Origin of the sequence: Pseudomonas sp. NPDC087342 (genome assembly GCF_044744265.1) — a bacterium.
Classification (GTDB): domain Bacteria; phylum Pseudomonadota; class Gammaproteobacteria; order Pseudomonadales; family Pseudomonadaceae; genus Aquipseudomonas; species Aquipseudomonas nunensis.
On sequence record NZ_JBIUXZ010000001.1, the window covers coordinates 816,248 to 829,736 of the forward strand.

At 59.6% G+C, this 13,489-nt stretch carries 11 protein-coding genes; 6 read left to right on the plus strand and 5 right to left on the minus strand.

Translation table 11 applies throughout. The features are described 5' to 3' along the window. Window positions 1-126: 126 nt before the first annotated feature. Both ACIOYV_RS03690 and ACIOYV_RS03695 read left to right on the plus strand, forming a co-directional pair. Complete coding sequence (locus ACIOYV_RS03690; RefSeq protein WP_401320905.1) at window positions 127-2,049, plus strand: PAS domain S-box protein; 1,923 nt, start codon at window positions 127-129, stop codon at window positions 2,047-2,049. 73 nt (window positions 2,050-2,122) lie between these two features. Continuing rightward, complete coding sequence (locus tag ACIOYV_RS03695) at window positions 2,123-2,659, plus strand: hypothetical protein (protein ID WP_290026335.1); 537 nt, start codon at window positions 2,123-2,125, stop codon at window positions 2,657-2,659. Window positions 2,660-2,813: 154 nt separating this feature from the next. Here the strand turns inward: ACIOYV_RS03695 and ACIOYV_RS03700 are convergent, their stop codons facing one another. From ACIOYV_RS03700 to ACIOYV_RS03720, 5 genes are all read right to left on the minus strand, one after another. Then, window positions 2,814-3,290 carry a hemerythrin domain-containing protein gene (locus tag ACIOYV_RS03700; protein WP_054614760.1) on the minus strand — a complete coding sequence of 159 codons (477 nt, stop codon included), beginning with the start codon at window positions 3,288-3,290 and terminating at the stop codon, window positions 2,814-2,816. A 262-nt stretch (window positions 3,291-3,552) separates the two neighbouring features. After that, window positions 3,553-3,849: a hypothetical protein gene (locus ACIOYV_RS03705; RefSeq protein ID WP_401320908.1), complete on the minus strand. Its 297-nt coding sequence runs from the start codon at window positions 3,847-3,849 to the stop codon at window positions 3,553-3,555. Window positions 3,850-3,979: 130 nt separating this feature from the next. After that, the gene (locus tag ACIOYV_RS03710) at window positions 3,980-5,326 is read right to left on the minus strand and encodes a cation:proton antiporter (protein WP_401320910.1); all 1,347 of its coding nucleotides are present in this window, start codon (window positions 5,324-5,326) and stop codon (window positions 3,980-3,982) included. A 77-nt stretch (window positions 5,327-5,403) separates the two neighbouring features. After that, window positions 5,404-6,261, minus strand: coding sequence for an SDR family oxidoreductase (locus tag ACIOYV_RS03715; RefSeq protein ID WP_054046013.1), 858 nt, complete (start codon window positions 6,259-6,261; stop codon window positions 5,404-5,406). 228 nt (window positions 6,262-6,489) lie between these two features. After that, window positions 6,490-7,635 carry a MalY/PatB family protein gene (locus ACIOYV_RS03720; RefSeq protein WP_401320913.1) on the minus strand — a complete coding sequence of 382 codons (1,146 nt, stop codon included), beginning with the start codon at window positions 7,633-7,635 and terminating at the stop codon, window positions 6,490-6,492. Window positions 7,636-7,880: 245 nt separating this feature from the next. On the opposite strand from ACIOYV_RS03720, the gene fdnG reads away from it, so the two are divergent. Genes fdnG through fdhE form a run of 4 tightly spaced genes read left to right on the plus strand, consistent with a single transcriptional unit; the run spans window position 7,881 to window position 13,460 of the window. Beyond that, window positions 7,881-10,946, plus strand: coding sequence for a formate dehydrogenase-N subunit alpha (gene fdnG / locus ACIOYV_RS03725; RefSeq protein WP_401320915.1), 3,066 nt, complete (start codon window positions 7,881-7,883; stop codon window positions 10,944-10,946). Beyond that, entirely contained in the window at window positions 10,947-11,882 is a 936-nt protein-coding gene (gene fdxH, locus ACIOYV_RS03730; RefSeq protein WP_401320918.1) for a formate dehydrogenase subunit beta, read from the plus strand. It abuts the gene before it with no gap. Then, a complete protein-coding gene (locus tag ACIOYV_RS03735) occupies window positions 11,879-12,529 on the plus strand; it encodes a formate dehydrogenase subunit gamma (RefSeq protein ID WP_401320919.1) in 651 nt (216 codons plus the stop codon). Before fdxH ends, ACIOYV_RS03735 begins: the two co-directional genes overlap by 4 nt. Window positions 12,530-12,533: 4 nt before the next feature. Further along, complete coding sequence (gene fdhE / locus ACIOYV_RS03740; RefSeq protein WP_401320921.1) at window positions 12,534-13,460, plus strand: formate dehydrogenase accessory protein FdhE; 927 nt, start codon at window positions 12,534-12,536, stop codon at window positions 13,458-13,460. The last annotated feature ends 29 nt before the right edge of the window (window positions 13,461-13,489 follow it).

Here is a 13,489-nt window from a genome sequence, read left to right on the forward strand (position 1 = left end):
GTGACATCGAGAATAGGTGTTCTGTCACCGACGCTCCACTCCAACATTGCGAGGCCTGGGTATTACGGCTGTCCTATCCTTTGGTTTGTCGCATACTCCACAGAACAATAACGTCGGGAGGGATCAATGAGCGGTGATCGGACAAAAACCAAGGCTATCGAGGACAGCCGATTTCGTCAGCTGATCGATTCCGTGGTGGATTATGCGATCTACATGATCGATCCCGATGGCATCATTACCAGCTGGAATGCCGGTGCCCGGCGTTTCAAGGGCTATGAAGAGGCGGAGATTCTCGGCCAGCATTTCTCGCGCTTCTATACCGAGGCCGATCGGCTGGCCGGTCTACCCCAGCGCGCGCTGGATACAGCCAGGACGGAAGGGCGTTTCGAGGGCGAAGGCTGGCGGGTACGCAAGGACGGCACGCTGTTCTGGTCGCATGTGGTGATCGATCCGATTATCGACCCGTCGGGCACGCTAGTGGGTTTCGCCAAGATCACCCGAGACCTGACCGACCGCAAAATGGCCGAAGAAACCCTCAAGCAAAGCGAGCAACAATTTCGTTTGCTGGTTCAGAGCGTCACCGATTACGCGATCTACATGCTCTCCCCGGACGGATACCTGACCAACTGGAACCTTGGCGCCCAGCGCATCAAGGGTTACCGGCCGGAAGAGGTCATCGGCAAGCATTTTTCGATGTTCTACACCCCCGCGGACCGCGAAGCCGGCGAGCCGCAACGGGCGCTGGCGACTGCTACGCGGGAAGGTCGCTTCGAAAACAAGGCCTGGCGCCTGCGCAAGGACGGGACACAGTTCCTGGCTCACGTCGTGGTGGACCCGATATGGGGCGAGACGGGGACGCTGCTCGGTTTCGCCAAGATCACTCGCGATATCACCGAAGTGACGCAAGCCCAGCAAGCCCTTGAGCAAACCCGTGAAGCGCTGTTCCAGGCGCAAAAGATGCAGGCCATTGGCCAACTCAGTGGCGGGATTGCCCACGACTTCAACAACCTGCTGACGGTAATCCTCGGCAATCTGGAAATCGTGCGTAAACGCGTGTCAGACGATCCGAAAATCTTGCGTTTGCTGGACAATGCCACGCAGGGTGCCCTGCGTGGCGTGTCCCTGACCCAGCGTATGCTGGCCTTCGCCCGGCGCCAGGAACTCAAGACCGAATCGGTTGAAATCCCGGCGCTGATTCAAGGGATCACCGGCCTGTTGCGCAGCTCCCTGGGGCCGGCAGTGAATCTCGAAACCTGCTTCGCGCCCGACCTTGAACCTGCTGCGGCCGACCTTAATCAACTTGAACTGGCGGTGCTGAATCTGGCGACCAACGCCCGTGATGCCATGCCCGACGGCGGCAAGATTGTCATCAGTGCCCGCAACGAACAGGTCAGCGATCCGGCCCGGTCATCCTTGCCGGTCGGTCGCTATGTGTGCCTGAGTGTCGCCGATACCGGGGAGGGCATGGACCAGACTACGCTGGCGTCGGCGACCGATCCTTTTTTCACCACCAAAGGCGTGGGCAAAGGCACCGGGCTGGGATTGTCGATGGTTCACGGCTTTATCGCGCAGTTGGGCGGACGCTTCATTCTCAAGAGCCAGAAGGACGCTGGAACCACCGCAGAACTCTGGTTGCCCGTCGCAACCCCCGGCGAAGTACGAGCACCTGTTATCGAGACGCCGGCCATGTCGACGATACCGGGGCTCAGTGTGCTGGTCGTGGATGACGACAGCCTGGTACTGACCAGCACCAGTTTACTGCTTGAGGATCTGGGCCATCGGGTGATCAGTGCGGCATCCGGTGCGCAGGCGCTGCAAGCGTTCGACAGCGGTCAAAACATTGATCTGGTCATCACTGACATGGCCATGCCGCAAATGAATGGCGCGCAACTGGCACAGGCTATCCGGGCGCAGAAACCCGACCTGCCGATCATCCTGGCCACCGGTTACGCCGATCGCCTGGAAGGCTTCGTGACTGAACTACCGCGCTTGTCCAAACCGTTTACCCAACTGCATTTGGTCGAGATCATTGCGCAGGCGATGAAATGACAGAGGGGAAATCGGGCTGAACTTTGCCAGTGCAGGCTTCTTCTAAATGCTTTCCACTCTGTGTGTGAGCACCGTGCCAAGAATTCTGACTGACACTCTGGCTGAAGAAGCCCTGAACGAACACAACGCCAAGATGTTCGGTTCACCCAAGGAACGCCTGGACTTCTATCGCCGGGAAATCCAATACGAAACCAGCATTCTGGCCAACCGCACCGACGCTTATCTGGCAGCGCAATCGTTTCTGGTGATTGCCTTCGCGTCCTGCATGTCCAACCTCAATCCGGAGTGGGGCAAGTTGTTCACGCTGGTGGTGCCACCGTTTCTGGCGTTACTGGGCGTGCTCAGTTCGTTGAACGCCTGGCCGGGCATTCGGGCCGCCTACGACATCATCGATCACTGGCACTTCAAGCAAAGCCAATTGCTGGACAGCGAACCGCTGATGGGCTTGGCCTACGATGAGTCGCCGTTGTTCGCAGAAACGGAGTCGAGCCACAAGGGCTATCGCAAGTCGCTGTTGTTCTCGGTGCGCACGCCGTGGATTTTTGCAACGTTCTGGATGTTGCTGGGCAGTTACTCGTTCTACATCCAGGTCACTAATCCTGGGGGTTGAATAATTTTCTTGGTGAAACGCGGTTGTGGCGAGGGGGCTTGCCCCCGTCGGGCTGCGAAGCGGCCCCAAGAAGAAGGGGACTGCTGCGCAGTCCAACGGGAGCAAGCCCCCTCGCCACAGCAAGCCCCCTCAGCACAGGTTGAGCGTGCCAGCATCAAGCCGCCAGATTAGCCGCCGTCATTTCTTTCTTGTATTGAACCTTGAGCATTTCCATTTGCTGCCCCAGTTCTTCCAATGTGGCTTTGCCCAGCAGCTTTTTGGCTTGCGGGAACATCTCGGTTTCTTCTTCCTCGATGTGGTGTTCCAGCAGTTCCTTGACCACTTTCACCCGGCCCGAGAACTCGGGTGTCGAAGGATCGGTGGTTTTCAGGTCTGGCAGCACCAGGGAATCCACGGTCCGGTGTTCTTCCTTGGCTTCGTAGTACATGACTTCCTGTTCTTTGCCACCGGCCTTCTTGTAGGCGGGGTAGAGCACTTCCTCTTCCAGACGCGTGTGGATGGTGATCTCCATTTCCAGCTTGGCGATCAACTCCGTACGTTTTTTGACTGCGCGCTCCGTGGACTCACTCAACTGGCCGAGGATACCTTTTACGCGTTCGTGGTCGGCTTTCAACAGGTCAATGGCGTTCATGGTCGAACCTCTTGGTTTAATCACTGGGCAGCGCAGACGATCGGGTTGCCGTCAGTCGCTTACAGTTCAAGAGCATTTCCTGTGCCTGATTTTAGTTGAGATAAAAGCCGTTTTAAAACAATGGCTTGGAAGGACGGTTTAATATATTTGCCGTGCAAGGTGCATGAATTGACGAGGCTGCTCAGTGCAAATCGCGGCCCTGAAATAAAAAGATCGCCGCTTTCGGTAGCTCCTACCGAAGGCGGCGATCTTTTTTACTGGCTCAAGCCCGCGAATCAAAACCCTCGCCAGACGATTTCGAGCGCAGCAAAGCCAACCTTTCTGCCGACGGAAACTCTTCCTCGATCAAACGCAGATGATCGATCGCTTCTTCGAATTTCATATCAGCCTTGTACCGCAGGGCCTGGTAATGGGTGAACAATTCGGCATCCAGCTCGGCTTTCTCCAGCAGTTCAAAGGCCTCCTGGCTCAACAGATGCGCGTCCTCGAACAACTGGCGATTACATTCGAGTGCAAAGTCGCGGCATGCATCTGGGTTCACCGGGGCCGAATACTGCATAACGTTAACCTCTTTTTTGGAAGTAGCCACAACGGCTGGATACAGTTGTGACTGCATGCCCCCCTAAGTAATTTCATTATTTTCGGGTTGGAAAATGGATGGATACATAGCTAGCTATCGTAAAAATCAATCAGTTTTTTGGATGAGTTTTACGCTCATACCAAGCCAGCATCGGCTGAGTGCTGATGCCATGAATCAGGATGCTCAACGCCACCACTGACAGCGTCAGGTCAGTACACAGGGTCGCAACGGACGGTGGGAGATCATGGTTCAGCGCGTAGAACAGGTAATAAAAGCTACCGATGCCGCGAATCCCGAACCAGCCGATCAATGAACGTTGCCGCCGGTCGAGCAGGCCTCCCCAGGGAATAAGCCACACGCTCAAGGGCCGAATCGCGCAGAACAGCACCGCCGCAATCACCAGCGCGCGCCAGTCCCAATGCGCCACCAGCACCACCCCGAGCAGCGTCACCAAAAACACTTCCATGGCCCGTTCCACCAGGCTGCCGAAGGCGAGCATGTCGCCCATCATGATGCCGGCCGCGACCTGGGTGTCTTCCAGGTTGGCGACATCACCATGCACCGCTGCCTCGGGCTCGACGTTCTGATGGCCGACCACCGGTTGCACCAAGTGCTCGGCCGGGGTCTGGGTGTCGCCGGTGGATTTGACCTCCGCTTGGCGCAGGCCCAAACCTGCGGCGAACACCGACAGGAAGCCGTAGCCGTGAATCGATTCGGCCGCCACATAGGCCAGGGCGATCAGCGCCAGGGTCAGGTAATCATTGGGGGAGAAGGTGCTGTCGGCATTGCGGATGCGCATCGACAACGTCACGCGACCGATGCCGTGGCCCATCCAATAACCGGTCAGCAACCCGGCGGGCACCGCCCACAACAGGCTTTTCAAAGCCCAGTCATCGAGCCAGGCGCTTGAACTGCCGCTCTGCTGTAGAAACAGCAAACCGAGGATCACGAAAGGAAACGCAACGCCGTCGTTCAGACCTGCCTCACCCGAGAGCCCGAAGCGCACCGGGTCGTAGTCCTTGGCGTCATTGACCTGCACCAGCGCTGCCAGCACCGGATCGGTCGGTGCGAGGATTGCGCCGATCAACATCGACGGCCCCCACGGCAGATCCAGGCCGTAGTGCAGCAACAGGCTCACGCCAGCAATACTCAGCAGCATCACTGGCCCGGCGAGCCCGAACGCGACTCGCCACCTGCGATCCCTGAGCGGCAGACGCAGCTTCAAGCCGCAGACAAACAGCGAAAAGAGCACTGCGACTTCCGTCAGGTGCTCCATCCAGTTTGACGCGTCCTTGATGTCCAGCTTGAGCAAATTCATGCCCGCCGGACCGATGCCCACTCCCAACGCCAAGCAGACGGCTGAAGTGGTCACCGGCATCCAGCGCAGAAACGACGACGTCAGCGCCAGCGTCAACAGCACCGCACCCAATACAGCCACCCATAAAGTGAAGCTCATTCCGTATTCTCGCTGGGTGGGCCCGCCGTGGGCAGGCCTGTAATGAGTTGAGTTCTGCAGGGGTCGGCTGGTTCCATTTAAAGGATCGGTTTGCCACCCGTCACGCCGTAGCGCTGACCGGTGATGTAGCTGGCTTCGTCCGAGGCCAGCAGCACATAAATCGGCGCGACTTCCACCGGTTGTCCCGGCCGGCCGAGCGGTGTTTCGCCGCCAAAGTTCTGCACTTCTTCATCGGTCATGGTTGAGACGATCAGCGGCGTCCAGATCGGACCGGGCGCCACGCTGTTCACCCGGATGCCTTTCGGCCCGAGCATCTGCGCCAGTCCGCCAGTGAAATTGGCGATGGCACCCTTGGTGGTGGCGTAGGGCAGGAGGGTCGGTTTGGGCATGTCGGAGTTGACCGAACTGGTGTTGATGATCGAGCCACCGGACTTCATGTGCTTCAGCGCTGCCTGGCAGATCCTGAAGATAGCGGTGATGTTGACGTCGAAGGTCATCACCCATTCTTCGTCGGGAATGTCTTCGAAATTCTGGTGGGTCATCTGGAACGCGGCGTTGTTGACCAGCACGTCGATGTGGCCAAAGCGCTCGACGGTCTTGCTGACAATGTCGTAGCACTGGGCTTTTTGCGCCAGATCGCCGGGCAGCAGCAGGCACTGACGCCCGGCCTGTTCGACCCAGCGCGCGGTTTCCTCGGCGTCTTCGTGTTCATTCAGGTAGGCGATGGCCACGTCGGCGCCTTCCCGGGCAAAGGCAATCGCCACGGCGCGCCCGATACCGCTGTCGCCGCCGGTGATCAGGGCGATCTTGCCTTCCAGTCGGCCGGAGCCCTTATAGCTCTGCTCGCCGCAGTCGGGATACGGGTCCATTTTCTTTTGCGAGCCGGGTACGGGTTGGGCCTGTTTCGCGAAGGGCGGTTTTGGGTAGTCAGTCATCATCGATCTCCAGTCTCAAGGCAAAAAAGGCGAGGGCGGATGCCGCTCCTGGAGGGTTGACCCTGGCCTTTTGCGTGGAGTTCGGTTGGATTTCAGATGAGATTAAGCATGCACGCCGATGCCCTTGTAGGAGCGAGGCTTGCCCGCGAAGGCGGTCTATCAGTCAACATCAATATTGACTGGACTGCCGTCTTCGCGGGCAAGCCTCGCTCCTACAGGGGGGTGGTGTCAGGCCTTCAGGCTGCGCTGCATCCGCGCAATCCCTTCTTCCAGCAATGCCCGTGGGCAGCCGAAGTTCAGGCGCACGAACTGTTTGCTGTGATCACCGAAATCCAGACCGGCGCTCAAGCCGACCTTGGCCTGTTCAAGGAAGAACCGCTGCGGATCGTCCAGCCCCAGCGCGGAGCAATCTAGCCATGCCAGGTAAGTGCCTTGTGGCACGTTGATGGTCACGCCCGGCAGTCGCGTACGAACCGCGTTCACCAGATAGTCACGGTTGCCGTGCAGATAGGTCATCAGTTCAGCAAGCCACGGACCGCCTTCGGTGTAGGCCACACGCGTAGCTTCCAGGCCCAGCGGGTTGACGCTGTCCACCAGACCGCAACGGGCATGGTTGACCCGCGACAGCAGCGCCGGATCCTGAATGATCATGAACGAGGTCTTCAAACCGGCGATGTTGTACGCCTTGCTCGCCGACATCAGGGTGATGGTACGTTTGGCGACTTCCGCGCTCAGCGAGGCGGTAGGAATGTGTACGCGCCCGTCGTAACACAGCTCGGCGTGGATCTCGTCGGAGATGATCCAGGCGTCCTGTTGCAGGCAAATATCCGCCACGGCTTGCAGTTCTTCGCGCGGGAACACCTTGCCCAGCGGGTTGTGCGGATTGCTCAGCAACAGCGCGCCGCCACCGCTCAGGGATTCGCGCAATGCTTCCAGCGGCGTTGCGTAGGAACCGTCGGCCTGGGCGTCAAATTCCAGCTCAACCTTGTTCAAGCCCCAATGTCCCGGCGCGTGGCGCAGCGGAGGGTAGTTTGGGGTCTGCACCACGACGTTCTGTTGCGGCTGCACCAGCGCATTCAGCGCCATGTTGAAACCCGATTCCACACCCGGCAGAAACACGATTTCCTGCGGCTGGACGCGCCAGGCGTATTTGTTCCAGAGATCGGCGACGATCGCATCGCGCAGGTTGTCCGGGGCCACGCTGTAGCCGAGCAACGGGTGTTCCAGGCGTTTTTGCAGGGCCTGGATAATCACCGGCGGCGCGGCGAAATCCATGTCCGCGACCCACATCGGCAACACGTCGGCCGGGTAACGGCTCCATTTGGTACTGCCGGTTGCGTGGCGGTCGAACACCTGATCGAAATCGAAGGTCATGCTCAGTCTCATAATGGGTGGGGGTTAATCATGGCGGCATGATAAGCCGCCGACCCATGTGGGAGCGAGCTTGCTCGCGATAGCCATCTCATATTCAACATCATTGTTGACTGACCTGGCGCCATCGCGAGCAAGCTCGCTCCCACAGGGGGATTGGTTGTGTGCCGACGGTCGGTTTTCATCTGGGCCGCCGTTTCACTGGCCTAGAGTTTGAAATGTATTTGTCCAGAAAAAAGGAGTGCACGATGGATCTCAACCGTCGTCAGTTCTTCAAGGTCGCCGGTATCGGCCTTGCGGGCTCGAGCCTTGGCGCGCTGGGCATGCTCCCGGCGCCGGCCTTTGCCGAGCAAGTGCGTCATTTCAAACTCGCCCACACCCATGAAACCCGCAACACCTGCCCGTACTGCTCGGTGGGTTGCGGCTTGATCATGTATAGCCAGGGCGACCAGGCCAAGAACGTCGCCCAGAGCATCATCCACATCGAAGGCGACGCCGATCACCCGGTCAACCGCGGCACCTTGTGTCCGAAAGGCGCGGGCCTGCTGGACTTCATTCACAGCCCCAGCCGCTTGCAATACCCGCAAGTGCGCAAGCCGGGCAGCACAGAATGGACGCGGATCTCCTGGGACGAAGCGCTGGACCGCGTGGCCGACCTGATGAAGGCCGACCGCGACGCCAATTTCATCGAGAAGAACGCCCAGGGCCAAACGGTGAATCGCTGGCTGACCACCGGGTTCCTCGCAGCGTCGGCGGCGTCCAACGAAGCGGGCTACATCACCCACAAGGTGATCCGCAGTCTCGGCATGCTGGGGTTCGATAACCAGGCGCGTGTCTGACACGGTCCGACGGTGGCAAGTCTTGCCCCGACGTACGGCCGTGGTGCCATGACCAATACCTGGACCGATATCGCCAACGCGAACCTGATCCTGGTGATGGGCGGCAACGCAGCAGAAGCGCACCCGTGCGGTTTCAAATGGGTGACCGAAGCCAAGGCGCACAACAAGGCGCGACTGGTCGTGGTCGATCCGCGATTCACCCGCACCGCGTCCGTGGCCGACTATTACGCACCGATCCGCACCGGCACCGACATTGCCTTCATGGGCGGGCTGATTAACTACCTGCTGACCGAAGACAAGATCCAGCACGAGTACGTGCGCAACTACACCGATGTATCGTTCATCGTCAAAGCCGGGTACGGCTTCGAGGACGGGATTTTCAGCGGCTACGACGTGGCCAAGCGTCTGTACACCGACAAGTCCGGCTGGGGCTATGAAATCGGCGAGGACGGTTTTGCCAAGGTCGACCCGACCCTGCAAGACCCGCAATGCGTCTATCAACTGATGAAAACCCACTACAGCCGCTACAACATCGACCTGGCCAGCCAGATCTGCGGCATGCCGGTGGATGCAATCAAGAAAATCTGGGAAGAGATCGCCACTTGCTCGCAACCGGGCAAGACCATGACGATTCTTTATGCTTTGGGCTGGACCCAGCACTCCATCGGTTCGCAAATCATCCGCAGCGCGGCGATGGTGCAACTGCTGCTGGGCAACGTCGGCATGCCCGGCGGCGGGGTCAACGCGTTGCGTGGGCACTCGAACATTCAGGGCCTGACTGACCTCGGCTTGCTCTCCAACTCGCTGCCCGGTTACCTGACCCTGGGCCTGGACGCCGAGCAGGACTACGACGCCTACATCACCAAACGCACGCAAAAACCCTTGCGGCCGGGGCAGCTGTCGTACTGGCAGAACTACAGCAAGTTCCACGTCAGCCTGATGAAATCCTGGTACGGCAACAACGCCACCGCCGAGAACCACTGGGCCTACGACTACCTGCCGAAACTCGACATCCCCAACTACGACATCCTGAAAATGTTCGACCTGATGGGCCAGGGCAAGGTCAACGGCTACATGTGCCAGGGCTTCAACCCGATTGCCGCGTTGCCGGACAAAAACCGCGTGATGGCGGCACTGGCCAAGCTCAAATGGCTGGTGGTGATGGACCCGCTGTCCACCGAGACTTCGGAGTTCTGGAAAAACGTCGGGCCGTACAACGACGTGACCAGCGCCGATATCCAGACCGAAGTCATTCGCCTGCCCACCACCTGTTTCGCCGAAGAGGACGGCTCGCTGGTCAACAGCAGTCGCTGGCTGCAATGGCACTGGAAAGGCGCCGACGGACCGGGTGAAGCGCTGACCGATATCAAGATCATGGGCGAGTTGTTCCTGCGCCTGCGCAAACGCTATCAGGCGGAGGGCGGGGCCTATCCCGAGCCGATCCTGAAACTGTCCTGGCCGTACAAGATCCCCGACGAACCATCGCCGGAAGAACTGGCCAGGGAAATCAACGGCGTTGCCACCACCGATTTCACCGATGCCACCGGCGCGGCGATCAAGGGCAATTCACAGCTGGCCGGTTTCGCCCAGCTCAAGGACGACGGCAGCACCGCGTCCGGCTGCTGGATTTTCTGTGGCAGCTGGACCGAAAGCGGTAACCAGATGGCCCGCCGCGACAACAGCGATCCGTATGGCATGAAACAGCACCTCGGCTGGGCCTGGGCCTGGCCAGCGAATCGACGGATTCTCTACAACCGCGCTTCAGCTGATCCGCAGGGCAAGCCATGGGACGAGAAAAAACGCCTGGTGTGGTGGAACGGCAAGGCCTGGGGCGGCACCGATGTGCCGGACTTCAAGGTCGATTCGGCACCGGACGCCGGGATGAACCCGTTCATCATGAACCCCGAAGGCGTGGCGCGGTTCTTCGCCGTGGACAAGATGAACGAAGGGCCATTCCCCGAGCACTACGAGCCGTTCGAAACCCCGATCGGCATCAACCCGCTGCACCCGAACAACAAAAAAGCCACCAGCAACCCGGCGGCGCGGATCTTCGACTCGGTGTGGGACACCCTCGGCGTGGCCAAGGATTATCCGTACGCCGCGACGAGTTATCGGCTGACCGAGCATTTCCACTTCTGGAGCAAGCACTGCAAGCTCAACGCGATCGCGCAGCCGGAGCAGTTCGTCGAGATCGGCGAAGTGCTGGCGAAAGAGAAGGGCATCGTCGCCGGCGACAAGGTGCGGGTCAGCAGCAAGCGTGGCTTTATCGAGGCGGTGGCGGTGGTGACCAAGCGCATTCGTCCGCTACAGGTCAACGGCCAGGTGGTGCACCAGATCGGGATCCCGTTGCATTGGGGATTCACCGGGTTGACGCGTCACGGTTACCTGACCAACACCCTGGTGCCGTTCCTCGGCGATGGCAACACTCAGACCCCGGAATCCAAGTCATTCCTGGTCAACGTGGAGAAAGTCTAAATGGCCAGCCAAGACATCATCGCCCGTTCGGCCACCACCACCGTGCCACCCTCGGCGCGTAATCAGGAGGAAGTGGCGAAGCTGATCGACACCACCAAGTGCATCGGCTGCAAGGCGTGCCAGGTCGCCTGCTCGGAATGGAACGAGTTGCGCGACGACGTCGGCCACAATCTCGGCACCTACGACAATCCCCAGGACCTGACGGCGGAAACCTGGACACTGATGCGCTTTACCGAGCACGAAACCGACGCCGGCAACCTTGAATGGCTGATCCGCAAGGACGGCTGCATGCACTGCGCCGAGCCCGGTTGCCTGGCGGCGTGCCCGAGTCCGGGGGCGATCATCAAACACGCCAATGGCATCGTCGATTTCGACCAGGACCATTGCATCGGCTGCGGTTATTGCATCACCGGTTGCCCGTTCAACATCCCGCGTATCTCGCAAAAAGATCACAAGGCCTATAAGTGCACGCTGTGTTCGGACCGGGTCGCTGTAGGCCTGGAACCGGCCTGCGTGAAAACCTGCCCGACCGGCGCGATCGTTTTTGGCACCAAGGACGATATGAAGGAACACGCCGCCGAGCGTATCGTCGATCTCAAGAGCCGTGGCTTTGAGAACGCCGGCCTGTACGACCCGGCCGGGGTTGGCGGCACCCACGTGATGTACGTGCTGCACCATGCCGACACGCCGCAACTGTACGCCGGGCTGGCGAAGGACCCGGAAATCAGCCCGTTGGTGGGCTTGTGGAAAGGCGTGAGCAAACCCTTGGGCTTACTGGCGATGGGGTTGGCGGTGCTGGCCGGGTTCTTCCATTACGTGCGTATCGGGCCGCAGATTGTGGAAGAGGATGAGTTGCCACCGTTCAAGGATCCGGCGGTGCACGAGGTCGATCCATCGGTGCACACCTTTGATCCGCGCGGGGAGAACAGACCATGATCCGCAAGCAGATCCTGCGCTACACCGCCAACCAGCGAACCAATCACTGGCTGGTAGCGATCCTGTTTTTCATGGCCGCACTGTCCGGGCTGGCGTTGTTTCATCCGGCGCTGTTCTGGCTGAGCAACCTGTTTGGCGGCGGGCCGTGGACGCGGATTTTGCATCCGTTCATGGGCGTGCTGATGTTTGTGCTGTTCCTCGGCTTGGTGATTCGTTTCTGGCGGGCCAACTTCTTCATTCGCAACGATGGGCTGTGGCTCAAGCGCATCGACCGGGTGATCAAGAATGAAGAGGAAGGCGTGCCACCGATTGGCAAGTACAACCCCGGGCAGAAGCTGCTGTTCTGGACGCTGCTGTTATGCATGTTAGGGTTGTTGTTCACGGGGTTGGTGATTTGGCGCGCGTACTTCAGCGTGTATTTCGGCATCACCACGATTCGCTGGGCCATGCTGTTGCATGCGCTGGCGGGGTTTGTGCTGGTGTTGAGCATCATCGTTCACATCTACGCCGGGATCTGGATCAAGGGCTCGATCAGCGCCATGGTCCACGGTTGGGTCAGCCGCGCCTGGGCGAAGAAGCACCATGAGCTCTGGTATCGCGAAGTGACCCGCGACGAAGACCCCGACCGACCGATCAGAAAAGGATAAGCCCATGGCGACGATTCTTGAGCCAGGACAGATTGAAGCGGCGGCCAGTTCGCCGCCGTTTCTGCACTTGCCACCGCGCAACCTGTTCACTTTGCGCGCGCAGGGGCTGGAGCGGTTGGCCGAGGGGCATCCGCTCGCTGATTACCTGCGACTGATGGCCGGGTTGTGTCATCTGCAACAGGAAATGCTGGATGACCTGCCGGTTGATGAGCTGCCAGACGCCGAACGGTTGAGCGTCTGCCAGCAGCACGGTTTGCCGCCGTTCGCCGCTGACAGTCTGGTGCGTGAGGAGGATTGGTTGCCGTTTCTATACGCGCTGTTGTTGCGCTATAAGCCACCGCCAGACACAGCGGTCAAAAGTGCGATCAACACGTTGCTCGGTGCCAATCCCGGTCAGCTCAAGGCCTGGGCGGTTGCGTTGGTCAGCGGTCAATTCAGCTTGCTGCCGGCGGCGGTGGTGCCGTTTCTCGGCGCGGCGTTGCAAGTGGCGTGGAGTCATTGGTTGCTGGACACGCCGAACCTGGATCTCAAGCCCGGCGACAGTCTCAGCCAATGCCCGGCCTGTGGGTCACCGGCGATGGCCGGGGTGATTCGCCATCGTGGCAAGTTCAACGGTTTGCGCTATCTGGTGTGTTCGCTGTGTGCCTGTGAATGGCATGTGGTGCGGGTCAAGTGCGTGTATTGCGAGCAAAGCAAAGGTCTGGAATACGTCAGTCTCGACGATGATCGCTACGCAGCAGATCAGGCACCGCTGCGTGCGGAAGTCTGCCCTGGCTGCAACAGCTATCTGAAACTGCTGTATCTGGAAAACGATGCCGAGGCCGAGCCGTTGTCGACCGACCTGACCAGCCTGCTGCTGGATATGCGGCTGGAGCAGGAAGGCTATCAGCGCCTGGCGCCGAATCTGTTGTTGGCTCCCGGAGGCGAATGAACCCAACGTCTACACTCAGGCGCGACGGT

Bases quoted from the DNA above. Each gene is read 5' to 3' on its own strand.
- ACIOYV_RS03705 (WP_401320908.1), bottom strand. From the start codon at position 3,849: ATGCAGTATTCGGCCCCGGTGAACCCAGATGCATGCCGCGACTTTGCA.
- ACIOYV_RS03735 (WP_401320919.1), top strand. From the start codon at position 11,879: ATGATCCGCAAGCAGATCCTGCGCTACACCGCCAACCAGCGAACCAAT.
- ACIOYV_RS03690 (WP_401320905.1), top strand. From the start codon at position 127: ATGAGCGGTGATCGGACAAAAACCAAGGCTATCGAGGACAGCCGATTT.
- fdhE (WP_401320921.1), top strand. From the start codon at position 12,534: ATGGCGACGATTCTTGAGCCAGGACAGATTGAAGCGGCGGCCAGTTCG.
- ACIOYV_RS03710 (WP_401320910.1), bottom strand. From the start codon at position 5,326: ATGAGCTTCACTTTATGGGTGGCTGTATTGGGTGCGGTGCTGTTGACG.
- ACIOYV_RS03715 (WP_054046013.1), bottom strand. From the start codon at position 6,261: ATGACTGACTACCCAAAACCGCCCTTCGCGAAACAGGCCCAACCCGTA.
- ACIOYV_RS03700 (WP_054614760.1), bottom strand. From the start codon at position 3,290: ATGAACGCCATTGACCTGTTGAAAGCCGACCACGAACGCGTAAAAGGT.
- ACIOYV_RS03720 (WP_401320913.1), bottom strand. From the start codon at position 7,635: ATGACCTTCGATTTCGATCAGGTGTTCGACCGCCACGCAACCGGCAGT.
- fdxH (WP_401320918.1), top strand. From the start codon at position 10,947: ATGGCCAGCCAAGACATCATCGCCCGTTCGGCCACCACCACCGTGCCA.